This is a genomic window from Klebsiella sp. w6, from assembly GCF_033100215.1.
Lineage (GTDB): Bacteria > Pseudomonadota > Gammaproteobacteria > Enterobacterales > Enterobacteriaceae > Klebsiella > Klebsiella variicola.
The window spans coordinates 1,153,511-1,175,660 of record NZ_CP136907.1 but is presented as its reverse complement, the minus strand read 5'-3'; the positions used below and the strand labels follow the sequence as shown (position 1 = coordinate 1,175,660).

Sequence of the window (22,150 nt, the reverse complement as noted above, 5' to 3'; positions counted from 1 at the left end):
AGGCCCAACGAAAAGCTCTGTTGTTTTCGCGCTACCAATTACCCGCCAACCCCCCCTCTCAGAATTAGACCTCCCACGACACTCGCACAACCCTTTCACCTCCGGCCGCGTCCGCGGCCGGAGGGATAGATTTACTCCCTGTCAGAATACGCGTCCAGCATGGCAAGGACCGCCCGACGCGCCGCATCGTCTGCAATATTGTCAGGCAGCGCATCAGCCCGCAGAGTGACATAAGCGTCAGCAGCCCTTCGAATGGCAATCCCGACGGAGTGACGATCGTGCGTTGCCAGGGTGGAAGTCAGCAGGCCATCGGGATCAATGCCAAGGGCTTCTATTCGGCGAACGCCGCGTTGCGGTAGATTGGCGCGACGGAACAGCATCGGTCCCAGCACTTGTTCCCGGAAGAAGGACAGCATCCCCAGCGCTTCGAAGAGTTCGCCCCTGCCCAGTTTAACCACGGCATAATGCAGCCAGATCCAGGCTCGGGACTCAAACCACTCCGGCGTCATGTTCGGCCAGTGCGCGCTAAATTTTGCCAGCTGTCGCTCGAGAGCATCATTATCACGGGTAAATAGCACGGCAGGCTCCTCAACGCGCTGAGTGAGCATGTCCAGGGTGATAAATTTCATATCGACATGCAGAAGTTGCGGGCCAAACAGGCAGATCAGCAGGCGAGGCTCACCGACGTGTTCCCCGGTGAAAGCATGCAGCAGATGGCCGAGCGTTCCGGCGAACGCCATACGCTTAGCCATGATTTCGTCATAATAGAGAGGGTCGACCACCACCACAAAATCCAGATCGGAGTATTGATCAAACCCGCCATGGATAAACGAGCCGCCAGCGAGAAGGGCGTGGATCCGCGAATCAGACTGTAATTTAAGCTTCAGTTGCTCTGCAAAACTTCTGTGTAAATCGGGTAGCGTATTAAGCATACTTTTTCCTGTTCACAAAAAAGACAAAGCATTACAGAATATCCAGCGATTCATCAGCAGACCAGATATTTCTGCTGGAACCCTCCCCTCCCTGGCGGGGCTCCCGACGCGCTATATCGGAAGCAATACCTCCCTCAAACCACCTCGCTCATCCACTCAGCAAACGCCCGTACAGCGGGAGAGAGAAAGCGCTGGTGCGGATAGAGCAATGTGACGGGTACCGGGGGCGGCTGCCAGTCCGTCAGCACTTCCACCAGTCTCCCCTCCTGCAGGTGGTCAGCAACGATATTCTCCGCCAGCTGCGCCAGCCCGAAGCCCGCCAGGCACATTTTTATATAGAGCCCCGTTTCATTCACCGCGGCGTTGCCGCTGACGGGTACAGAAAAGGTCTCCCCGTGGCGAACGAAGCGGAACTCATCGGCCCGCCTCGCCTGGCCGGAGAAATAATGCACAGCCCGGTGCTGAGAGAGCGCCTCCGGTGACGACGGCACGCCATATTCCCTGAGATAGTCCGGCGACGCGCAGGTTACCCAGCGAAAGCGGCCCAGAGGGCGGGCCACCAGGCTGGAGTTGTTCAGCTCTCCCATGCGTATCACGCAGTCGACGCCTTCCTGAATGAGATCGACCTGGCGATCGCTGACGCCGATCATCAGGTAGATATCGGGATAGCGCCGGTAAAAGTCCGGCAGATGCGGCATGACGATGAAATGCGCGATGCCCGCGGGCATATCAACCCGCAGGCGCCCCTGAGGCCGCGCGACAGACTCGCTCAGGGTGGATTCACTATGTTCGATGAGGGCGAGAATTTCCCGGCACTGCGCCAGATACTGCATCCCTTCCGGGGTAAGGCTCACCCGCCTTGTGGTCCGGTTCAGCAGCCGCACCTTCAGGTATTTCTCAAGGTTTTTAATGGTACTGGTGACAGTGGAGGCAGGCAGGGAAAGGGTTTCCGCGGCGCGCACGAAGCTCCCTGCCTCCGCGACGCGCATAAACATCTGCATAGCCTGGATACGATCCACCTTCTTTCTCTCCTGAAGCAAGCAACTTACCGACAGACGGCATGATTATTCGTTAATTATGAATAATGAAAACAATTTACGCACCTTTTTGCGCTTAATAGCCTGGCGTATCGTTGCGCTATGGGTATCGCGTGAGGGGCCCAAAATGGCCACGCCCTCAATAAATATCCAGAGAATCATAACGTTAAATAACACGCATAAAGGAAAAACCATGTCCGTTCAGCCTGTCGAATTAAGTAAGGCCTATCGTTTATTGCAGGTCGGGTCCACCACCATGATTTCCGCAAAATATGATGGCGTCGAAAATGTCATGTCAGCCGCCTGGGTTGGGCTGGCAGGCGAGCGAAAAGTGGTGGCCTATATCGGCCCCCAGGCCTTCACACGTCAGCTGGTGGAAAAGAGCGGCTATTTCGTGGTGCAGATCCCCGTAGTCAGCCAGATGGCAACCGTCCTCTACGCTGGCGGGCGCAGCTATGCCGACGCGCCGGATAAAAATGACTCCATCCCCTTCATTTATCAGCCGGGGTTCGACATCCCCCTCGTGGCAGGCTGCGCGGGCTGGCTGGTGTGCAAAGTGATGCCCTACCCGGACATTCAGCAACAGCACAATCTGTTTATGGGCGATATCGTCGCCGCCTGGAGCGATGATCGGGTATTCCGTAACGGACACTGGATTTTTGATGATGCGCCGGACGAGCTGCGGACCGTTCACTATGTCGCAGGCGGGCAGTTCTATGCCATCGGCAAAGGCAGCAAATTTGATCATGGACCGGGTCAGGACTGATCCTCCCCGGTCATGAAGATCACTGACGAGATGCCTGCCCTGCAGAGCGGCTGATACTCCGGCGCCAGACGCCGGGCGCCTGGCCATACTGGCGCTTGAAGCTGCGGTTGAAGGATTGCTGGGAGTCAAAGCCGAGGGCGATCGCCACGTTGAGGATCGGCTCGTTGCTGTGGGCTAAGCGTTCGACCGACTTTTGCAGCTTTTGCGCCCGAATATATTCTCCGAGGGGCTGCCCGGTATGTTCTTTGAAGATCCGCTGCAGGTGCCACTTCGAATAGCCGGATCGTCGGGCAACGGTGTCAATATCCAGACGGCTATCAAGATGGTTGTCGATCCAGTCGATCAGATCCTGAATGATGGCGCCAGTGTTCATCATGTTACCTCCGCGCAGCCGGTTAAAAGCATCTTTGTCAGTTGCATTTAAAGGTGGCCTGTTTTTACACAAAATGCAAGTTTTATTGTTACATTTAAATCCACGCCGGGATCGCGGTTTTTGTCTCCAGCCAGGACCGCACATAAAGTGCAACAATTATTCTTGCACTTAGTTAAGCGCCTTCCTACAATCGCCGCGATAGTGTATTCGAAATTGTTACAGTTTTGTGGCGATGATCGACACAAATGGCCTTAAGCCAGCCCGGACAAAGGAAGTGGCGCGGCCTCTCACGCTGCGTCTTGCCCGGCGGCTACAATTACCGGAATAAAAATAATGAGCCTGCAAAAAACCTGGGGAAACATTCACCTGACCGCGCTCGGCGCGATGATGCTCTCCTTTCTGCTCGTCGGCTGCGACGACAGCGTCGCGCAAAATGCCGCGCCTCCCGCCCCGACGGTCAGCGCCGCTAAGGTGCTGGTGAAGTCGATCAGTCAGTGGGATAGTTTTAACGGTCGCATTGAAGCAGTGGAGAGCGTTCAGCTTCGCCCCCGTGTCTCGGGATACATTGATAAAGTGAATTACACCGACGGTCAGGAGGTGAAAAAGGGCCAGGTGCTGTTCACCATAGATGACAGAACCTATCGCGCCGCGCTGGAGCAGGCGCAGGCGACGCTGGCGAGAGCCAAAACGCAGGCCAGCCTGGCGCAAAGCGAGGCGAACCGCACCGATAAATTAGTCCATACCAATCTTGTCTCCCGTGAAGAGTGGGAGCAGCGCCGGTCAGCCGCGGTTCAGGCGCAGGCTGATATTCGCGCCGCGCAGGCGGCGGTGGATGCCGCGCAGCTTAACCTCGACTTCACCAAAGTGACCGCCCCTATTGACGGCCGCGCCAGCCGGGCGCTGATCACCAGCGGTAACCTGGTCACCGCGGGCGACACCGCCAGCGTGCTCACCACTCTGGTCTCGCAGAAGACGGTGTACGTCTACTTTGACGTCGACGAGTCAACCTACCTCCACTATCAAAACCTCGCCCGCCGTGGGCAAGGGGCGTCCAGCGATAATCAGGCGCTCCCGGTGGAGATTGGCCTGGTTGGCGAGGAGGGTTACCCCCATCAGGGCAAAGTGGATTTTCTCGATAATCAGTTAACGCCGAGTACCGGCACCATCCGCATGCGCGCGCTGCTGGATAACTCGCAGCGTCTGTTCACACCGGGGCTGTTTGCCCGCGTGCGTCTGCCGGGCAGCGCCGAGTTCCAGGCTACGCTTATCGACGACAAAGCGGTACTGACCGATCAGGATCGGAAATACGTCTATATCGTTGATAAAGATGGTAAAGCGCAGCGACGTGATATTACCCCGGGGCGTCTGGCAGACGGTTTACGCATCGTTCAGAAGGGGTTGAACCCTGGGGATAGCGTCATCGTCGACGGGTTACAAAAAGTGTTTATGCCGGGTATGCCGGTGAATGCCAAAACCGTTGCCATGACCACCAGCGCCGCCCTCAACTGATCCCTAATCAGAGAATCCAACACATGGACTTTTCCCGCTTTTTTATCGACAGGCCGATTTTCGCCGCGGTGCTGTCGATTTTAATTTTTATCACCGGGTTAATCGCTATCCCGCTGCTGCCGGTGAGCGAATATCCGGACGTCGTCCCGCCGAGCGTCCAGGTGCGCGCGGAGTATCCCGGCGCCAACCCGAAAGTGATTGCCGAGACCGTGGCGACGCCGCTGGAGGAAGCGATCAACGGCGTTGAAAACATGATGTACATGAAATCGGTCGCTGGCTCCGACGGCGTGCTGGTCACCACCGTCACCTTCCGCCCGGGTACCGACCCGGATCAGGCGCAGGTTCAGGTGCAGAACCGGGTCGCGCAGGCGGAAGCGCGTCTGCCGGAGGATGTACGCCGTCTGGGCATCACCACCCAGAAACAGTCTCCGACGCTAACCCTGGTGGTGCATCTGTTTTCGCCAAACGGTAAGTACGACTCGCTGTATATGCGCAACTACGCCACGCTGAAAGTGAAGGATGAGCTGGCGCGCCTGCCCGGCGTCGGCCAGATCCAGATTTTTGGCTCCGGTGAATATGCGATGCGCGTCTGGCTGGATCCCAATAAGGTCGCGGCCCGCGGTCTGACAGCCTCGGATGTGGTGACGGCGATGCAGGAGCAAAACGTCCAGGTGTCTGCCGGACAGCTTGGTGCCGAGCCGCTGCCGCAGGAGAGCGATTTCCTGATCTCCATTAACGCCCAGGGCCGTCTGCATACCGAAGAAGAGTTTGGCAATATCATTCTGAAAACGGCGCAGGATGGCTCGCTGGTCCGCCTGCGCGACGTGGCGCGCATCGAGATGGGTTCCGGCAGCTATGCGCTGCGCTCCCAGCTCAACAATAAGGATGCGGTCGGGATCGGTATCTTCCAGTCGCCGGGGGCTAACGCCATCGATCTGTCGAACGCGGTACGCGCCAAAATGGCCGAGCTGGCCACCCGCTTCCCGGAAGATATGAAATGGGCGGCGCCGTACGACCCGACGGTTTTCGTGCGCGACTCCATCCGCGCGGTGGTGCAGACGCTGCTGGAAGCAGTGGTGCTGGTGGTGCTGGTGGTGATCCTGTTCCTGCAGACCTGGCGCGCGTCGATTATCCCATTGATCGCCGTGCCGGTATCGGTGGTGGGTACCTTCAGCATTCTCTATCTGCTGGGCTTCTCGCTGAATACCCTGAGCCTGTTCGGGCTGGTACTGGCTATCGGTATCGTGGTGGACGACGCCATCGTGGTGGTGGAGAACGTTGAGCGTAATATCGAAGAGGGGCTTGCGCCGCTTGCCGCGGCGCATCAGGCGATGCGTGAGGTCTCCGGGCCGATTATCGCCATTGCGCTGGTGCTGTGTGCGGTGTTCGTGCCGATGGCGTTTCTCTCCGGGGTCACCGGCCAGTTCTACAAACAGTTTGCGGTGACCATCGCCATCTCGACGGTGATCTCGGCCATCAACTCGCTGACGCTCTCCCCGGCGCTGGCGGCCCTGCTGTTAAAGCCGCACGGCGCGAAGAAAGACCTCCCTACCCGGCTGATCGATCGTCTGTTTGGCTGGATTTTCCGTCCGTTTAACCGCTTTTTCCTGCGCAGCTCGAACGGCTATCAGGGACTGGTGAGCAAAACCCTCGGACGCCGTGGCGCGGTGTTTGTGGTGTATTTGCTGCTGCTCTGCGCCGCTGGGGTGATGTTTAAAGTCGTCCCCGGCGGGTTTATTCCCACCCAGGATAAGCTGTATCTCATTGGCGGCGTGAAGATGCCGGAAGGTTCGTCGCTGGCGCGCACCGATGCGGTGATCCGCAAAATGAGCGAGATCGGGATGAATACCGAAGGGGTCGATTATGCGGTCGCTTTCCCGGGGCTTAATGCGCTGCAGTTCACCAACACGCCGAATACCGGGACGGTCTTTTTTGGCCTGAAACCGTTCGACCAGCGCAAACACACGGCGGCGGAAATTAACGCGGAGATCAACGCCAAAATCGCGCAAATCCAGCAGGGCTTTGGCTTCTCCATCCTGCCGCCGCCGATTTTAGGACTGGGTCAGGGTTCCGGCTACTCCCTGTACATCCAGGATCGCGGTGGGCTGGGCTATGGCGCGCTGCAAAGCGCGGTGAATGCGATGTCCGGGGCGATTATGCAGACGCCGGGGATGCACTTCCCGATCTCGACTTACCAGGCTAACGTGCCGCAGCTGGACGTGCAGGTCGATCGCGATAAGGCGAAAGCGCAGGGGGTGTCGCTAACCGATCTGTTCGGCACGCTGCAGACCTATCTCGGCTCGTCTTATGTCAATGACTTTAACCAGTTCGGGCGTACCTGGCGCGTGATGGCCCAGGCCGATGGGCCATTCCGCGAGAGCGTGGAAGATATTGCTAATCTGCGCACCCGCAATAATCAGGGCGAAATGGTGCCGATCGGCAGTATGGTGAATATCAGTACCACCTACGGGCCGGATCCGGTGATCCGCTACAACGGTTATCCAGCGGCGGACCTGATTGGCGATGCCGATCCGCGGATCCTCTCTTCTTCGCAGGCGATGACGCATCTGGAGGAGCTGTCGAAGCAGATCCTGCCGAATGGGATGAATATTGAGTGGACGGATCTGAGCTTCCAGCAGGCCACCCAGGGCAACACGGCGCTGATCGTCTTCCCGGTGGCGGTGCTGCTGGCGTTCCTCGTGCTGGCCGCACTGTATGAAAGCTGGACCCTGCCGCTGGCGGTGATCCTTATCGTACCGATGACGATGCTCTCCGCGCTGTTTGGCGTCTGGCTGACCGGGGGCGATAACAACGTCTTCGTGCAGGTGGGTCTGGTGGTCCTGATGGGCCTGGCCTGTAAAAACGCCATTCTGATCGTCGAGTTTGCCCGCGAGCTGGAGATCCAGGGGAAAGGCATCATGGAAGCGGCGCTGGAGGCATGCCGCCTGCGTCTGCGCCCGATCGTGATGACCTCCATCGCTTTTATCGCCGGGACCATTCCGCTGATCCTCGGCCACGGTGCAGGAGCGGAAGTCCGCGGTGTCACCGGGATCACGGTGTTCTCCGGGATGCTGGGCGTAACGCTGTTCGGTCTGTTCCTGACGCCGGTGTTTTACGTGACGCTGCGGAAACTGGTGACCCGCAGGAAGCCGGTCCAGGAGGATCTGCCCGCCTAGCCTGCAGCAGATAACAAAAAACCGCCTTCACAATGAAGGCGGTTTTTTTTCGTCATCAGATAGGAATTAAAGCGCTTTCTTAAAGCGGGCGATCATTTCCGGCACCGGATCGCAGCCGCTGGTATCGGCGTTTTTGACCGCCTCCAGCGCGCTGGCCACGGTGTGACGAGCAAGGACGTTTAGCGAAGCCTGCTCTGCTTCATCGGCAATCGATTTGAAGTACCAACAGGCGTTGGCGCTGACCACGCAGCGAGCCGGAACTTCAGGACGCGACGCCCACAGCTTTTTATCTTCAATAACCGAAAGATAGATATCACGCAGGGTGATCTTGTCCGCCGGGCGGCCAAGATGAATAGAGCCGTTGCGGCCAAGCGTGGAGACGATGATGCCGTCACGAGTAAGCGGAACCATTAGTTTACGGATAAAGCTCGGGTTCGCTTCCAGGCCGTAGGCCAGAATCGCACTCGTCGAACGTTCACCCATCTGCTCCGCCATTGCTACGCTGAGAACCATCTGCAAAGCTGTCGGGAAGCGGTAATCTAACATGGTATTGTCCTGGGTTGCGGTGAATCTTGTTCTTTTTGGCACCGCAGAGGTGAATAATCAATGAACAACAATATAACAAATACGGGAATTTTTTTGAAGCAATCTGCGGTTAGCCTGCGAAGTAAATTTTCTGATTTCGTCGGCAAAGGCAGGCTGAGAAAACGCGCCCTTCCGTACCGGTTTTCCTGAACGGCAATCGCCTCACCGCTCCCCAGTGGCTGCCCCGTGTTATAGAAATCCGCTGCCATAACGGCAGCGGATCCTGCGGGGTGTTAGGCCGTTAATTCCAGCTCGGTTTCAAAGGTGGTCACCGGCACAAACGGCAGGTAAGAGATCCGCAGCCTCTCGGCCACCTTCAGGCGATGCCATCCGGCCGGCAGGCCGCCTGGTTTGAGTACGGTGATGGTGGCCTTTTCGCCGAAGTTCCACCGGTCATCGTAGACGCTCTCCAGCTCGTCGAGCGTCCACTCCCGGCCGCGCAGCGCCAGGCGGATCGCCTGCCGTGGGATAGCTTCGCCGTTGAGGGTCACGGCGATATCTTCCACCATCGACAGCCCCAGGCCACGGTAGTAAGGCAGACGAGCCAAAAAGCGCACGCCGATAATTTCCCCGTCGCGGGTGACGTTGTCGAACCCTTCACGGCAGATAATATGCTGATCAAACATGATAATGCTCCTTACTGGCCCAGCAGCGCCGGGGGTGGGGTTTCATCTAACAGGCGGCAGAACATCAGCTGCTGGCGGCGGACCTGCTCCAGGCTGTCCACCTCCTGCGCGTCTTCCACCCAGCGGTTACCTTCGTACTCGGAGCACACATATCCCTCATAGCCACCCTTCTGCAGCACGCGGAAGATCTCATCGTAGGGAATCGACCACTCGGTTATCTCGTCGGTCATCTCATAGAATTTGGCATGGATGTTGTGGATCCGCGGCATAAAATCGAGCATCCGCTTCGGCTCGAACGCCGCGTTGTGGCGCAGGGTTTCCGCCATCGCCAGCTGCGGGCCCGGCCCCCATTTTTGCATCACATCCAGGATCACGTATTCGCTGAGCGTCCGGTCTTCATAGGCTTTCTCAATAAAGTCCGCCGCCGCCTGGGGACAACCGTTACGAATAAAGCGTTCTTTCCACACCCGCGGGAAGCGGGCTAAAAACATCCCCATATCCGGCAGGAAACCCAGCGCCCGGGTATGGGCTTTTTCATAGGCTTCGGCATGGCGAATAATCCACGGATGATCGAAATGCAGCGGGGCGTGCACTTCCAGCAGAATCGTGATCCCTTTGTCTTCCGCATAAGGCGCCGCCGCCACCAGCACCTCCGGCGCCACGGAAACCAGGGAGCGGATATAGCGCATGCCCAGCCGGGCGGCAAAGTCGATGTCGTTTTGTACGCTGCGCACCTGCTCGTCAAACAGCATCGGCCGGTCTTTATATCGCTTATAGTCGAGCATAAAGTCATGGCATACCGGCACCGTATCATGGCGCTGCATCAGGCGATGCCAGTCGGCGATCGCCGCCTCCGGCATGCCGCATTCGGGCCAGCCGGCGAAGGTCTGTTCGCCGACGACTTCAATGCCGCGGGCGCCGAACGCCGCGCAGTGACCGATCGCCTGATCGAGTGACATTTTGCCAAGGTAGGTCTCATTCTGAAAACTATACAGACTGACGCCGCGTTTTATTTTCTGAGTCATAAAAGTACCAGGTAAGTTGTTTAACAGGATAAGCCGGTCGCTTCGCGGGCGCGAGCTACCGAGGCCGCTGCGGGCAGCGACGGTTTGTACTCCAGACCAATGGCCCCGTTGTAGCCCAGCCGTTGCAGCCTGGCGATCAGCGCTGGCCACTCGCCGCTGCGCGGATCCGGTTCGTTACGATCCGGCGCCTGGGCTATCTGCACGTGCCCCACCAGATGCATTCTGCCGGCGAGCACCTCCTCCATCTCCTCTTCCATTACCATCGAGTGATAGACATCAAACAGCAGCTGCAGCCGCGGGCTGTCGACCGCCTCGATAATGTCCAGCGCCAGCCGGGTATCGTTTAAGAACATCCCCGGATGATCGATGCGGGTGTTGAGCGGCTCCAGCAGCAAGGTGACCCCGGCGGCTTCCGCCAGCGTCGCCGCCTGACGCAGGATGTGCACCGCCTGCGCCCGCTGCTCGGCAATATCGACCCCTTCACGACTGAAGCCGGAGGCTACCACCAGCGGTGGCGACCCCAGCTGACGTGACACCGCCAGGCTGTCGCTCACTGCCGCCAGAAACTGCTCATGCTCCGCCGGATCCACCAGGCTGCGCCGGGGCTCCACCACGAAGCTCGACAGCATCACGCCCGTCTCCTCCAGCGCCTGCGCCAGCGCTGCCAGCGGTTTATCGCGCCAGAGATGAAACTCAACGTGGCTGAATCCCTGCGCTTTCGCCGCCCGGACCCGATCGCTGAAATCGGGATACTCTTCACGAAACAGCCATTCAATACATGCGGACAAATACATCCGACCCCCTTCTCTACTTGCCAGATCAAAACAAACAAAATTAGAATAAGAATTCTTATTCTGTTTCGGAGCGGCAGTGTGACGCCTTCCCCTCTGGCTTATCGGTCAACGGCAGGATCTGACGCGGCATAACCAGAATGAGTGCTCTAATTCTAATCTCTGATTGCTATAAATTGTCAATATTATTTAACAAGTATTTAACTAAATCTGAAGGTACATCATGCTCAATAACGCTTCGGCGGCCACAGTTCAGGCGCCTCCCTACACCAGCGAACGGCAGCGCACGCTGGCCACGCTGGTGGTTTCGATAGCGCTGGTGCTGGAGATCATCGACGTTTCAATCATCAATGTCGCCATCCCGGTGGTACAGCGCGACCTGCTCGCCAGCCCGCGGCAAATCGAATGGGTGGTCACCGGCTACCTGTTCTTTTTCTCCATTCTGCTGCTTACCGGCGGCCGTCTCGGCGATCTGTATGGCTACCGGCGGATGTTCATTAGCGGCCTGCTGGCGTTTGGCGCCGCGTCGGCCGGTTGCGGGCTGGCCACCAGCCCGGAAATGCTGGTCGCGATGCGTATTGTGCAGGGGGCCAGCGGGGCGATGATGGGCCCGCAAATCCTCTCCCTGATGCAGGTTCTGTATCGCCCGCACGAGCGTTTTCGGGTGATGAGTATTTTCGGCCTGCTCGGCGGCGCCGCCGGGATCCTCGGCCCGGTACTTGGCGGGATCATCATCGAAAGCAATCTTTTCGGCCTCAGCTGGCGGCCGATCTTTTTGATCAACGTGCCGGTGATCGCCATCGCCGTCGCTCTGGCGTGGCGGGTGCTCCCGGCGGTGCGCAGCCCGGAGGCGAAAGGCATCGATCCGCTGGGAACCCTGCTGGCGGTGGTGGGCGGCGGCGCGCTGCTGCTCACCCTGATCGAAGGCCCCGCCCTGCGCTGGCCGGCCTGGATGGTGCTGCCGCCGCTGCTGTCGGTCATCACGGTGTCACTCCTCTGGCGCCATCTGCTGGGACGCGAACGCCGGGGCGGCACGCTGTTGTTGCCGCCAGCCGTACTGCGCGACCGCTTTTTTCGCGCCGGGATTATCATCACCCTGCTCTATCAGCTGACCACCGCCTCGCTGCTGCTGGCCACCGCGCTGGTGCTGCAGAGCGGACTGGGCTTCAGCCCGTTCCACACTGCCCTGATGCATATCCCCTTCGCGCTTGGGGCGATGTTTTCCATCGCCGTCGCTGGACGCCGGCTGTCACTTCGTCTTGGGCGCAACGTGACGCTGGTTGGGGTGGCGGTACAGATGAGCGGCCTACTGCTGATGGGCTACGGGATCGCCGCAGCGCCGGGGACGCTGCCGCTGACCGCGCTGGGTCTTGGGTTCGGCCTGTGCGGCTGTGGGATGGGGCTTATCTCCGCCCCGCTGCCGGCCTTTGCTATGGCGGCGATACCGGTGGCCCACGCCGGCGCGGCGTCGGGATTATTTCGCACCGGCCAGCAGTTTGGCGCCGCCCTCGGCATGGCGACCCTCGGCGGATTCTATCTGGCGCAAAGCGCCTCCGCACCGGAGGCCTGGCGCGGGGCCTTTATCACCCTGCTGACCCTTGGCGCCCTGATCCTGCTGGCGATTGCCGCCCTCAGCCGCCTGCTGCCCGCCTCAGTGCTTCCCCCGGCGGGTAAGCCATGACCTATCGCGTCCGGCAATGGCTGCTATCATGAGGAACCATTTATCAGGACGCACCAGGCTGTAGTACCTATTTTCTGTACACCTGCAACGGGCATACGCCCGGAGAACAATAAAAGGTAAGAACTGATATGGATGAAAACATCGATGTACTGATTATTGGCAGCGGCCCGGTGGGCGCCGCCTTTGCCCGCCGAATTGCCGATCGCAGCGCCGCGCGGATCCTGGTGGTGGAGGCTGGCGAAGCGCTGACCCCCGCGACCGGCGTCAATATCCGTAACCTGGCGCCTGAGCAGCGGGAAGCGGCGTACGCCAGCGCCCGGGCGTTTCCGCTGGCCGCCCTGCCGGAGAGCCTGCCGGCAGACGCTCTGCAGGCGCGGCCGGGCACCCACCTCCTCGACCCGGCGTCGCCCCACAGCGGCATGCCGGCCGCCGCGCTCTCCACTAACCTCGGCGGCATGGGCGTCCACTGGACCTGCGCCTGTCCGCGTCCGGGCGGCAGCGAAGTCATTCCTTTTCTCGATCCCCGAGAGATGGCTGACGCCTGGGAATCGGCAGAGCATTATCTGCAGGTGACCCGCGAAGGATTTCCGGCCACCGCCATCGGCCGGCAAATCGTCGATGCCCTTAACCAGCACTTCGCCAGCGACCGTCCCCCGGCGCGGCTGGCGCAGCCTATGCCGCTGGCCTGCGCCGCGACGCCGGAGGGCAAACCGCGCTGGTCCGGCGTCGACGCGGTGCTCGGCGAGCTGGCGGAGGAAGAGACCCGCCGCCAGCGCGGGGTGGAGATCCGCACCGCCACCCTGTGCACCCGGATCCTCAGCGAGAACGGCGTCGCCCGCGGAGCGGAGATGCGCGATCTGCGCAGCGGTGAACAGTACGTGGTGACGGCCAAAGCGGTGGTGGTCGCCGCCGATGCGCTGCGCACCCCACAACTGCTGTACGCCTCAGGCATCCGCCCGCGGGCGCTGGGCCGCTGGCTCAACGATCAGCCACAGGTGATCGCCCTGATTGAAGTGGACGCCCCGCCTGCCGTCGCCGCGCAGGCCAACCCGGTGCGCGACGGACGGGACAATGTCTCCGGCGTCACCTGGCTGCCGTTTCATGAGCCCGATTTCCCGTTCCACGGTCAGCTGATGCAGATGGATACCTCACCGATCGCCTTTACCCAGCCGCCGGGGAGCCCGACGAAGCCGGTGGTCGGTCTGGGGCTGTTTCTCGCTAAGGAGCTACGCGAGGAGGATCGGATCGTCTTCAGTGATAACACCGACGCCGTAGGGCTGCCGAAAATGCAACTGAACTATCAGTTAACCGACGGCGATCGCCGCCGGTTACAGCAGGCGGTGGCGGTGACCGAACGCGTCGGCGTCGCGCTGGGCCGCGTGGCGCCCGGTGGAGAAGCCATTATCCTGCCGGCAGGCACCTCGCTGCACTACCAGGGAACCTGTCGCCTGGGAGAAGCAAACGACGGCAGCAGCGTGGCCGATCGTCACTCGCGGGTCTGGGATTTTCACAATCTGTACGTCGGCGGCAACGGCGTGATCCCCACCTCAACCGCCTGCAACCCGACGCTGACCAGCGTCGCCCTGGCGATCCTTGCCGCGGATGATATCGTGGCGCGGCTGCTGTAGCGCCTCTGGCTTACCGGGGTAAAAGCGGCCCTGGTTCCCCGCGAAAGGCGACATCGGTCGCCTTTTTTATTGCCGCAAAACCACAACAACTCAATGGTATTTTTGTTTGTGATGGATCACATACGTAATCACAATTTTTCCCCGCGCCGTTCCTGCTCCTACTCTTAAATCCGCGGCGATTCCCGCCGCCACCTGTATCCCTGACCTGCATACTAAAAAACCGCGCCACCGCCGACGACAGGCGACCCGCGCGATAAAAGGAGAACGTCGTGAGCCATAGCCTGAATCCGCCCCACGCGCCGCAAGCCGGCGCGATCCAGGGCATCATCATCGCCCTGACCGCCTTTCTACCCATCCTGGCGATCGTTTCCCTGGCGCCGGCGGTCCCGACGCTGATCCAGCACTTCGCCGGCGTGCCTTATGTCGAAACCCTGGTACCGCTGATGCTCACCGCGCCCGGTCTGGTGATCGCCATCGCCGGGCCCTGCACCGGCTGGCTGGCGGATAAATTTGGCCGCCGTAAACTGCTGCTCAGCGCCACGCTGCTGTATGGCATCTGCGGCACAATTCCGCTCTACATCACCTCCCTGACCGGCATCTTTTGCAGCCGCCTCGGCGTCGGACTGGCGGAGGCGGTAGTGCTGACCATCGCTAACACCATGCTGATCGATTACTTTGACGACAAACAGCGCCGCTTCTGGCTGACGGTGCAGGGGGTAATTGGCCCGGCGCTGGCGGTGCTGGTGCTGGCCAGCTCCGGCTATCTGACCGCCCTGCGCTGGAACGGCGCCTTTATGATCTACTTTGTCGCCATCCTGCTGTTCCTGGCGATGTACTTCTGGATGTTCGAACCGGCTCAGGCGGCCCGTCCGCAGCACGCTGCCCAGGCGGCGCAGCATAATCAGTTTCCGTGGCCGCGAGTGATCACCCTCAGCGTGCTGACGTTTGTCTGCGCCATCATTTATTACGTGTACACCATCAATGGCGCCAACGCCTTTCATACTCTGCAAAATGCCACTCCGCAGCGTATCGGCCTGATTATGTCGCTGGTCAGCCTCGCCGTACCTGTCGGTTCGCTGCTGTTCGGTCTGGTCTCCCGCCGCTATACGCCGGAGCGCGTGCTCGCCATCATGCTCTGCCTGATGGGGATCGGGATGCTGGTGGTGGGCGAATCGCGGACGGTGATCGCCATGGGGATCGGCTCCGCCATCCAGCAGCTGGGGGCCGGAATGGCGATTAACGCGATGATTTACTGGGTAGGGTCGCTGATTCCGCCCGCCTACTGCGGCCGGGCGATGGGCGCCTGGTCCGGGGCCTTCTTCGCGGGCATGTTCGTCAGCCCGATTATTGTCGGCGCGATCCGCCTTCGGGCCGGGAACGATGTGCTGAGCGCCTTCCTGACGCTCGGCATCGCGGCGCTGGTTCTGGCCGCCGCGATATTTCTTTATACCTTCTCCCGTCATAGCCAGCGCCTGCGTCAGCATAAGCAGGCCAGCGCCTGGCAGTTAGCGAAGTAAGATCCCGCGGCTTAGCCGGCCTCGACGGGGGTGACCAGATAGCTCAGACACATCATGCCCAGATGGCGTTTGAGCTGTTCCCAGTCGCCCTCACCGGCAGCTTCTGCCGCCGACCCCAGGCCGAGGAAGCGGGCCAGCGCGGCATACGAAACCGTAAAGCAGAAGCGGGCGGCCTGTTCCGGCTCGGGGTGGCGGATCTCCGCCGCGGCATCGAGCAGCTGGTCGATAAAGGTCTGTTCGTTTTTCTGATAAGCGGCTTTACCAATCCCCGCCACGCGCTCGTCATCCGCCCGCGCCATAAACGGCCGCAGGATCCCGGCATGGCGGCGCAGATACTCCGCCTGGACATCCATCAGCGCCGGAAGCCGCTGGCGCAGCGGCAGATTGCGCGCGTGCAACTGCTGGATCAGTTGCTGCCATTCGGCGTCCAGCTCCTGCATCACCTCCATCATGACGGCGATAAACAGATCTTCTTTGCCGCCAAAGCGGGCATAAATCGAGCCGACAGAAACGCCCGAGCGTTTACTGATTTCAGCAATGGTCAGCAGCTCAAAGGTGCCTTCATGCAGGATTTCACGGCTGGCGGCCATCAGCCGCTCCAGCGCCACCCGGCTCCGGTCCTGTTTCGGCTGGCGCATCGCGGGAAGATCGGTCATCGCAGTTCTCACCTCTTTATCCATAGAAAACCCCCGCAGTGTATTGCAGTTAGCAACCGCGCTGCAAATTACCCGCCCGACTCACCTGTGGGCCATGTGGCAAAAGTGTGATGGCGGTCATTTTCATTCTTTGATAAACAACTAGAATCATAATTCTAGTTCTATTTAATAATAACAACCACCACACAACCCAGGAGTTGCTATGCGTTTCTCTGTTTTCCTCGTCGGCCGTTCCACTGCCCCCGAGCAGGATCGTTTCGTGATGCAGTCACTGATCGATCACGCGCGCCAGGCCGAAGATCGCGGTTTCGATGCGGTCTTTATGCCAGACCATCACTTTACCGGCTATGCGCCGATGTCCAGCGATCCGTTTGTCTTCGCCGCGTACCTGGCGGGACAGCTGAAAAAGATCCACTTTGGCATGTCAGTCACCACCGTCCCGCTGCACCACCCGGTGCGCTTCGCCGAGCGCGTAAACCTGCTGGATCAACTCACCGAAGGCCGCCTGCTGGTGGGCATCGGCAGCGGCACCACGCCGGAAGAGATGATCGGCTTTGGCGTGAACTACAAGGACGCCTCCAGCCTGCTGCAGGAGAACCTCGATCTGGTCCAGCGGCTGTGGGAGAAAAACATTGAAGACGATCCGATCATCTTCGAGACCGGCCACTATAAGGGCGCGGTGGTCCAGCGCATCGTTCCTGCCCCCTGGCAAAAACCGTTTAACCGCATCATGCCGGTGGCCCTGCGTGAAACCAGCATGCAGCGCGCCGCCGACAACGGCTGGCCGGCCTTTATACCCGCGTTTACTCCGCCGATCCCGGCCAGCAACGATCCGTTTGGCCAGCTGACCCACTATTTCACCCGCTACCGCGATGCCCTGCTCAACGCCGGCCATAGCGACGAGGTGGTGAACCACTGCCTCTCGTGGACCACCCATACCTGGCAGTGCGTCCATATCGCCCCCACCGACGAGCAGGCCCGCGAGGAGATGCTGCAGATCATGGGCTGGTACCAGCAGGCCATCGACCGGGAATATGAGTACAACAAGCGGGCGGAAGAGTTTAGCGGCGTTACGCTGCACCGCCATCCGGACTGTTTCAGCGAAGAGTGGATCAAAACCTGGTGCCTGTACGGCAGCCCGGAGACCGTCGCCGAAGAGCTGGAACGCCACCAGCAGCTGGGCATCGGCAACGTGCTGCTCGGCTTCACCAACGGCCCGCTGACCGAGGAGCGCCTGCGCCTGAGCCAGCAGTCGATCTCGTTGTTCGCGGACCAGATCCTGCCGCGCTTTCGCTAATCCGACCGGGAGATCCTGCTATGAATAAGCCTGTTTTCTCGCGCCCGCCGCTGCTGATCGGTATCGGCGGCACTACCCGCCCGGGCTCCAGCACCGAGCGCGCCCTCGCCGCCGCGCTGGCCCATGCCCGCACGCTCGGCGCGCAAACCCAGCTGTTCGGCGGCGCTGAACTGGCGGCCCTGCCGCCGTTTAACCCGGAAGTGACCACCCGCACGCCGCAGGAGGTAGCGTTTGTGGAAGCCGTGCGCCAGGCCGACGGCATTCTGCTGGCCTCGCCGGGCTACCACGGCGGCGTGTCTGGCCTGGTGAAAAACGCCATCGACCTGCTGGAAGATTTGCGCGGCGACAGCCGGGTCTATCTCGATGGCCGGGCGGTGGGCTGCATCGTTACCGCCGCCGGCTGGCAGGGGTGCAACACCACCCTCGGCGCCATGCGCGGTATCGTTCATGCCCTGCGCGGCTGGCCGACCCCGCTGGGGGTAACCCTCAACACCGCCGGCGTGTCGCTGTTCGACAGCGAGGGCCGCTGCACCGACGACGCGGTCCAGCGCGCGCTGGCCACCGTAGCCGAACAGTCGCTGGCCTTCACCCCTGACGCCCTCTTACGGAGACATGCCGATGCCTGCGCTCAGTCTGTCGCTTAGCGTTGCCGAAAAAGTACGGCTCACCGCCGGGATGGGGATGTGGTCTACCCACCCTATCCCGCACTCCACGCTGGGATCGGTCACCTTGTCCGATGGCCCGATGGGGATCACCGGCGGCCGGGTTGACGAGCGGGATATTGCCCTGCTCAGCCCCTGCGGGCTGGCGCTTGGCGCCAGCTGGGACCGCCAGCTGGTCAGCCGGGTGGGCGGCGTCATCGGTCAGGAGGCGCTGCGCACCGGGACGCAGGCGCTGCTGGCGCCTAACCTGAACCTGTTGCGCAGCCCCCTTGCCGGCCGCGCGTTTGAGCTTTTTGGCGAAGACCCGCGGCATATCGCCGAGCTGGGCGCGGCGTGGATCGACGGCGTTCAGCGCCAGGGAGTGGGCTGTATCGTCAAACATATGGTCTGTAACGATTCAGAAACCGATCGGCGGACCATGAACGTGGTCGTCGATGAAGCCACCCTGCGCGAAGTCTATTTCTGGCCGTTCGAAGTGGCGGCCAGCCGCGGCGTCTGGGGCATGCTGACCGCCTATAACCGGGTGAACGGGATCTATTGCGCCGAGCAGCATCAGGCCATCAGCCAGTGGCTGAAGCGCGATCTCGACTGGGACGGGCTGGTGATGTCCGACTGGTTCGGCACCCAGAATGGCCCGGCCAGCTTCCGCGCCGGACTGGATCTGGAGATGCCGGGCCCGGCCCGCCATATGGGCGACCACCTGCTGCCTGCGCTGATGGATACCGACAGCGATGCCCGGCGTCTCGACGATGCCGCCGCCCGGCTGGCGCGGCTGGCCGAACGGGTCAGCCATCCTCTGCCGTGGGATGGCTCTGCGGCCGCCCAGGCGCAGCGGTGCCACACGCTGGAGGAAGCCGCGGCGGCGGGGTTTGTCCTGCTGCACAATCGCCAGCGGCTGCTGCCTCTCGACGCGCAGGCGGGACAGCGGCTGGCGGTGATGGGTCCCAACGCCACGACGCCCTGCTTCCAGGGCGGGACCTTTGCCAGAGTGGCGCTGATGCCGGGACTGATCTCCCCCCTGGAGGCCATTCGTCAGCGCTTCTCCGCCGCCGGGGTTGAGATAAGCTATGCCCAGGGGGTGGAGAGCGATTACCGCATCCCGCCTCTGCATCATCTGCCGCTGCGCACCGCCGCCGGCGAACGCGGACTGGACGTTGCCTACGCCACCGCCGCCGGGGAGGTGGTTCACCGGGAGGTGCGCGATGCCTCCTCGCTGATCTGGTTTCGCGATATGCCGGGCGTCGGCGACATGCTGCGCCTGACCGAACGCGCCACCGTGACAGTAAGCTGCCAGTTCACCGCGCCGGTCAGCGGCCGCTACGGCTTCTGGATCGGCGGCACCGGGGAGGTCGCCCTGCAGCTGAACGGCGAACGCGTGGCGACCTTCAATGGCGAGGCGCTGGACGGGGATATCATGGGCAAGCTGATGCAGGCCCCCCATACTCGCCTTGAATTTCCGCTACAGGCCGGGGAATCCCTGACCTTCCGGGCCGAGATGGCGCTCGGTAGCAGTATCGCCCACGGCATCTGGTTTGGCTGCCAGCCCCCGCAAACCATCGATCTGCTGCAGCAGGCGGTCGACCATGCCCGGGCGGCCGACAGCGTGGTGCTGGTGATTGGCGAAACGGCCGATGCCGGTCTGGAGAGCATCGACCGGGACGCTACCGCGCTGCCGGGGCATCAGGTCGCCCTGATCCGCGCCGTCTGCGCGGCGAACCCGCGGACGGTGGTGGTGCTGAACGTTGCCCATCCGGTGGATACCGGGTGTCTCGCCGACGCGGCGGCGGTGATGGTCGTCTGGTATCCGGGCCAGGAGTTTGGCCCGGCGCTGGCCTCGGTGCTGGCCGGAGATCGTGAACCTGGCGGTCGCCTGCCGGTCACCTTCGCCCAGCGCCTGGATGACTATCCGGTACGCAGCCTGACGCCGGACGCCGCGGGCGATCTCTGGTATCACGAGCGCCAGCAGGTCGGCTATCGCTGGTTTAGCGCCCGCGAACGTCCCGCCGCCTGGGCCTTTGGCCACGGTCTGGGGTATGCCGATATCACCCTCAATGCCGCCGCACTGACAGGCGACGAGGTGGACGGGCTGCAGCTGCGCTGCCAGTTGCAAAACCGCGCCGCCCGCGACGGGAAAGCGGTGGTCCAGCTCTACCTGCGGGGGCCGCAGACGGCGTGGTCGGCGCTGGCGGAGTTTGCGGCAGTCAGCGTCCCGGCGCACGACGAAGCCACCCTGACCCTTGACCTGCCGCGTCACGCGCTGCAGCGCTGGCAGGTGCCTGCCCAGGAATGGCAACTGGCCAGCGGCCCCTGGCAGCTGGCGGTGGGTTTCGCCAGCGACGATATCCGGGCAACCTTCGATTTCGTGCTGACCCCCGACGGGAAAATCAGCCACCGGGGCTAAGCCCGGATCGATGGCAAAGAGGGTCGGCAACGTGCCGACCCTCTTTTTTTGTCCATCCGCCAACCGGTTCGCGAAAAAAACCGCCCGGCGGCAGCGTACCGGCGGGCGGGGTTAAAATCCTCAGGGGGTCTGTGGTCAGAAGTTCCAGTACATGGAGGACTGCCAGAGAACCGCCGACTCATGCTTCGGTACCAGCGTCGGGTTATCCTGCCAGGTGATACCGTTGATCCAGTAAATGCCTTTGGTCAGGCGCAGAGCGTGCGACAGGGAGATGGCGTTGATGCTCTGCGGCGCCTCCATCCCCGCCTCGCCGACATAATCGCGGAACTTTTTACTGATAAAGGAGCGGGTATAGCCCAGCGAGGTCATATCCTGCTCGCGGCCGGGAAACAGGCCGATATCAAAGAAGGTGACCTGGAAGTCGCTGGTGTAAGCGTTGCGATCGTCCGGAGCATAGTCCGCTTTCACATCAAGATACAGCCCCAGCGGAAGCCCTTTTTTCGGCTGGGTCAGCTGCACAGTGTTGGCGACATAGAACGCGTAGTTACTGCTGCTGTCGCCGGGCTGGTCAAAATACTGGTAGTGCGAGGTGTTGTAGATTGCCCCGGCGCGGAACCACAGCGAGCGCTGCGACTCGCCCGCCGGCTGCTTAAAGCCAAACTCATCCACCAGAATCGGGTTGGCGCCATCAACGTGCCATTTCAGGCCCGAGGGGTTCTGCTCCACATCGTCGAGGTGCCCGGCAGGCGACATACTGCGGCTGACGGCAAAGTTGTTATAAAACTTCTTTTCGCTATCGCGGACGATGGCGGTGAAGGTCGGCGTCGGCGCGTTAAGACTGATCCCCACCTGCACCGGGATCACGCTGGTCGGCCCCAGCGCGGCTGATGAAGAGTTGCCCCCCAGCACCATGCCGTAAAACTGGCGAATTAACGGATAAAAACCATATTGCAGCTCCAGCTGGCCGTTTAATAAGGGTTGGTTCACCGCCAGCACCGCAATATTATGCAGTTCCGGATAACTGTCATGATAATTCGAGGTCGCCCACTGGGGAGAGAAAGTAAATTGCGCGTCTTTAGTAAACCCAATTCGGCTTAAATCGTAGGTGACGTTCAGCGACATATTTTGCGACCAGGTAAAACTTTGCCCGGCATATTGTTGCGGGTCGGCGGACTGGCCTTTCAGATCGTACATCACCATCGGGTTCCAGCTTAACTGGACGCCCCAGCCGCGGTCGGCCAGCGCGCTGCGAAAGCCGCCAATATCGCCGATAAGCGATTCGCAGGTCGATGGAGGGCTGACAACCTGCGCGGAGCGGGTATTGAGTTTATCCAGTTGCTCACAGGTCCAGGTATCCGCCAGCGCGGTACTGGAGAATATCGCCAGCGTCAGCGCCGAAAGGGGAAAAATTATTTTCTTACTTACGTCGGTACAGCAGAGACTCATAATAAACCCTCATTTTTATTTTTTGCAGGTAAGATGCGCCAT

General features: G+C 61.0%; 18 protein-coding genes. 9 read left to right on the top strand and 9 right to left on the bottom strand.

Annotated elements, in window-relative coordinates; translation table 11 throughout:
- Window positions 1–131 precede the first annotated feature (131 nt).
- Window positions 132–932: a hypothetical protein gene (locus R0140_RS05785; RefSeq protein ID WP_032740842.1), complete on the bottom strand. Its 801-nt coding sequence runs from the start codon at window positions 930–932 to the stop codon at window positions 132–134.
- Window positions 933–1,066: 134 nt separating this feature from the next.
- Complete coding sequence (locus R0140_RS05780) at window positions 1,067–1,951, bottom strand: LysR family transcriptional regulator (protein ID WP_032740844.1); 885 nt, start codon at window positions 1,949–1,951, stop codon at window positions 1,067–1,069.
- A 211-nt stretch (window positions 1,952–2,162) separates the two neighbouring features.
- On the opposite strand from R0140_RS05780, the gene R0140_RS05775 reads away from it, so the two are divergent.
- The gene (locus tag R0140_RS05775; protein WP_022065759.1) at window positions 2,163–2,735 is read left to right on the top strand and encodes a flavin reductase family protein; all 573 of its coding nucleotides are present in this window, start codon (window positions 2,163–2,165) and stop codon (window positions 2,733–2,735) included.
- Between the two features lie 19 nt (window positions 2,736–2,754).
- On the opposite strand, the gene R0140_RS05770 is transcribed toward R0140_RS05775, so the two are convergent.
- Window positions 2,755–3,108, bottom strand: coding sequence for a helix-turn-helix domain-containing protein (locus R0140_RS05770; protein WP_048268071.1), 354 nt, complete (start codon window positions 3,106–3,108; stop codon window positions 2,755–2,757).
- A gap of 333 nt (window positions 3,109–3,441) precedes the next feature.
- Here R0140_RS05770 and oqxA point away from each other — a divergent pair, with 333 nt between their 5' ends.
- Together oqxA and oqxB are read left to right on the top strand one after the other, a co-directional pair.
- Window positions 3,442–4,617, top strand: coding sequence for a multidrug efflux RND transporter periplasmic adaptor subunit OqxA (gene oqxA / locus R0140_RS05765; RefSeq protein WP_023298089.1), 1,176 nt, complete (start codon window positions 3,442–3,444; stop codon window positions 4,615–4,617).
- A 23-nt stretch (window positions 4,618–4,640) separates the two neighbouring features.
- Window positions 4,641–7,793: a multidrug efflux RND transporter permease subunit OqxB gene (gene oqxB, locus R0140_RS05760; RefSeq protein ID WP_023298090.1), complete on the top strand. Its 3,153-nt coding sequence runs from the start codon at window positions 4,641–4,643 to the stop codon at window positions 7,791–7,793.
- 66 nt (window positions 7,794–7,859) lie between these two features.
- On the opposite strand, the gene R0140_RS05755 is transcribed toward oqxB, so the two are convergent.
- The 4 genes from R0140_RS05755 to R0140_RS05740 all read right to left on the bottom strand — a co-directional run bounded on the left by R0140_RS05755 (window position 7,860) and on the right by R0140_RS05740 (window position 10,823).
- Window positions 7,860–8,339 carry an RrF2 family transcriptional regulator gene (locus R0140_RS05755; protein ID WP_032736298.1) on the bottom strand — a complete coding sequence of 160 codons (480 nt, stop codon included), beginning with the start codon at window positions 8,337–8,339 and terminating at the stop codon, window positions 7,860–7,862.
- Window positions 8,340–8,611: 272 nt separating this feature from the next.
- Window positions 8,612–9,004 (bottom strand): C-glycoside deglycosidase beta subunit domain-containing protein, encoded by a 393-nt coding sequence (locus R0140_RS05750; protein ID WP_012967411.1) that lies wholly within the window; start codon window positions 9,002–9,004, stop codon window positions 8,612–8,614.
- Window positions 9,005–9,015: 11 nt separating this feature from the next.
- Complete coding sequence (locus tag R0140_RS05745; RefSeq protein ID WP_032740845.1) at window positions 9,016–10,029, bottom strand: sugar phosphate isomerase/epimerase family protein; 1,014 nt, start codon at window positions 10,027–10,029, stop codon at window positions 9,016–9,018.
- A 20-nt stretch (window positions 10,030–10,049) separates the two neighbouring features.
- Complete coding sequence (locus R0140_RS05740; protein ID WP_032736300.1) at window positions 10,050–10,823, bottom strand: TIM barrel protein; 774 nt, start codon at window positions 10,821–10,823, stop codon at window positions 10,050–10,052.
- A gap of 220 nt (window positions 10,824–11,043) precedes the next feature.
- Here R0140_RS05740 and R0140_RS05735 point away from each other — a divergent pair, with 220 nt between their 5' ends.
- The 3 genes from R0140_RS05735 to R0140_RS05725 all read left to right on the top strand — a co-directional run bounded on the left by R0140_RS05735 (window position 11,044) and on the right by R0140_RS05725 (window position 15,646).
- Window positions 11,044–12,501 carry an MFS transporter gene (locus R0140_RS05735; protein ID WP_023298093.1) on the top strand — a complete coding sequence of 486 codons (1,458 nt, stop codon included), beginning with the start codon at window positions 11,044–11,046 and terminating at the stop codon, window positions 12,499–12,501.
- A gap of 128 nt (window positions 12,502–12,629) precedes the next feature.
- Window positions 12,630–14,129: a GMC oxidoreductase gene (locus tag R0140_RS05730; protein WP_012967407.1), complete on the top strand. Its 1,500-nt coding sequence runs from the start codon at window positions 12,630–12,632 to the stop codon at window positions 14,127–14,129.
- A 269-nt stretch (window positions 14,130–14,398) separates the two neighbouring features.
- Window positions 14,399–15,646: an MFS transporter gene (locus R0140_RS05725; RefSeq protein WP_317703954.1), complete on the top strand. Its 1,248-nt coding sequence runs from the start codon at window positions 14,399–14,401 to the stop codon at window positions 15,644–15,646.
- An 11-nt stretch (window positions 15,647–15,657) separates the two neighbouring features.
- Here R0140_RS05725 and R0140_RS05720 read toward each other — a convergent pair whose 3' ends face one another.
- The gene (locus R0140_RS05720; RefSeq protein WP_012967405.1) at window positions 15,658–16,302 is read right to left on the bottom strand and encodes a TetR/AcrR family transcriptional regulator; all 645 of its coding nucleotides are present in this window, start codon (window positions 16,300–16,302) and stop codon (window positions 15,658–15,660) included.
- Window positions 16,303–16,504: 202 nt separating this feature from the next.
- Here R0140_RS05720 and R0140_RS05715 point away from each other — a divergent pair, with 202 nt between their 5' ends.
- The 3 genes from R0140_RS05715 to R0140_RS05705 are packed head-to-tail and all read left to right on the top strand — an operon-like array spanning window position 16,505 to window position 20,662.
- Entirely contained in the window at window positions 16,505–17,599 is a 1,095-nt protein-coding gene (locus tag R0140_RS05715; RefSeq protein ID WP_014907086.1) for an LLM class flavin-dependent oxidoreductase, read from the top strand.
- A gap of 20 nt (window positions 17,600–17,619) precedes the next feature.
- Window positions 17,620–18,243: an NADPH-dependent FMN reductase gene (locus R0140_RS05710; protein ID WP_012967403.1), complete on the top strand. Its 624-nt coding sequence runs from the start codon at window positions 17,620–17,622 to the stop codon at window positions 18,241–18,243.
- Window positions 18,218–20,662 (top strand): glycoside hydrolase family 3 protein, encoded by a 2,445-nt coding sequence (locus R0140_RS05705; RefSeq protein WP_023298094.1) that lies wholly within the window; start codon window positions 18,218–18,220, stop codon window positions 20,660–20,662. The genes R0140_RS05710 and R0140_RS05705 overlap by 26 nt, the downstream gene beginning before the upstream one ends.
- Window positions 20,663–20,797: 135 nt before the next feature.
- Here R0140_RS05705 and R0140_RS05700 read toward each other — a convergent pair whose 3' ends face one another.
- Window positions 20,798–22,108, bottom strand: a complete 1,311-nt coding sequence (locus tag R0140_RS05700; protein ID WP_023323147.1) for a carbohydrate porin — start codon at window positions 22,106–22,108, stop codon at window positions 20,798–20,800.
- Window positions 22,109–22,150 lie beyond the last annotated feature (42 nt).

Bases quoted from the DNA above. Each gene is read 5' to 3' on its own strand.
- R0140_RS05785 (WP_032740842.1), bottom strand. From the start codon at position 932: ATGCTTAATACGCTACCCGATTTACACAGAAGTTTTGCAGAGCAACTG.
- R0140_RS05775 (WP_022065759.1), top strand. From the start codon at position 2,163: ATGTCCGTTCAGCCTGTCGAATTAAGTAAGGCCTATCGTTTATTGCAG.
- R0140_RS05770 (WP_048268071.1), bottom strand. From the start codon at position 3,108: ATGAACACTGGCGCCATCATTCAGGATCTGATCGACTGGATCGACAAC.
- oqxA (WP_023298089.1), top strand. From the start codon at position 3,442: ATGAGCCTGCAAAAAACCTGGGGAAACATTCACCTGACCGCGCTCGGC.
- oqxB (WP_023298090.1), top strand. From the start codon at position 4,641: ATGGACTTTTCCCGCTTTTTTATCGACAGGCCGATTTTCGCCGCGGTG.
- R0140_RS05755 (WP_032736298.1), bottom strand. From the start codon at position 8,339: ATGTTAGATTACCGCTTCCCGACAGCTTTGCAGATGGTTCTCAGCGTA.
- R0140_RS05750 (WP_012967411.1), bottom strand. From the start codon at position 9,004: ATGTTTGATCAGCATATTATCTGCCGTGAAGGGTTCGACAACGTCACC.
- R0140_RS05745 (WP_032740845.1), bottom strand. From the start codon at position 10,029: ATGACTCAGAAAATAAAACGCGGCGTCAGTCTGTATAGTTTTCAGAAT.
- R0140_RS05740 (WP_032736300.1), bottom strand. From the start codon at position 10,823: ATGTATTTGTCCGCATGTATTGAATGGCTGTTTCGTGAAGAGTATCCC.
- R0140_RS05735 (WP_023298093.1), top strand. From the start codon at position 11,044: ATGCTCAATAACGCTTCGGCGGCCACAGTTCAGGCGCCTCCCTACACC.
- R0140_RS05730 (WP_012967407.1), top strand. From the start codon at position 12,630: ATGGATGAAAACATCGATGTACTGATTATTGGCAGCGGCCCGGTGGGC.
- R0140_RS05720 (WP_012967405.1), bottom strand. From the start codon at position 16,302: ATGACCGATCTTCCCGCGATGCGCCAGCCGAAACAGGACCGGAGCCGG.
- R0140_RS05715 (WP_014907086.1), top strand. From the start codon at position 16,505: ATGCGTTTCTCTGTTTTCCTCGTCGGCCGTTCCACTGCCCCCGAGCAG.
- R0140_RS05710 (WP_012967403.1), top strand. From the start codon at position 17,620: ATGAATAAGCCTGTTTTCTCGCGCCCGCCGCTGCTGATCGGTATCGGC.
- R0140_RS05705 (WP_023298094.1), top strand. From the start codon at position 18,218: ATGCCTGCGCTCAGTCTGTCGCTTAGCGTTGCCGAAAAAGTACGGCTC.
- R0140_RS05700 (WP_023323147.1), bottom strand. From the start codon at position 22,108: ATGAGTCTCTGCTGTACCGACGTAAGTAAGAAAATAATTTTTCCCCTT.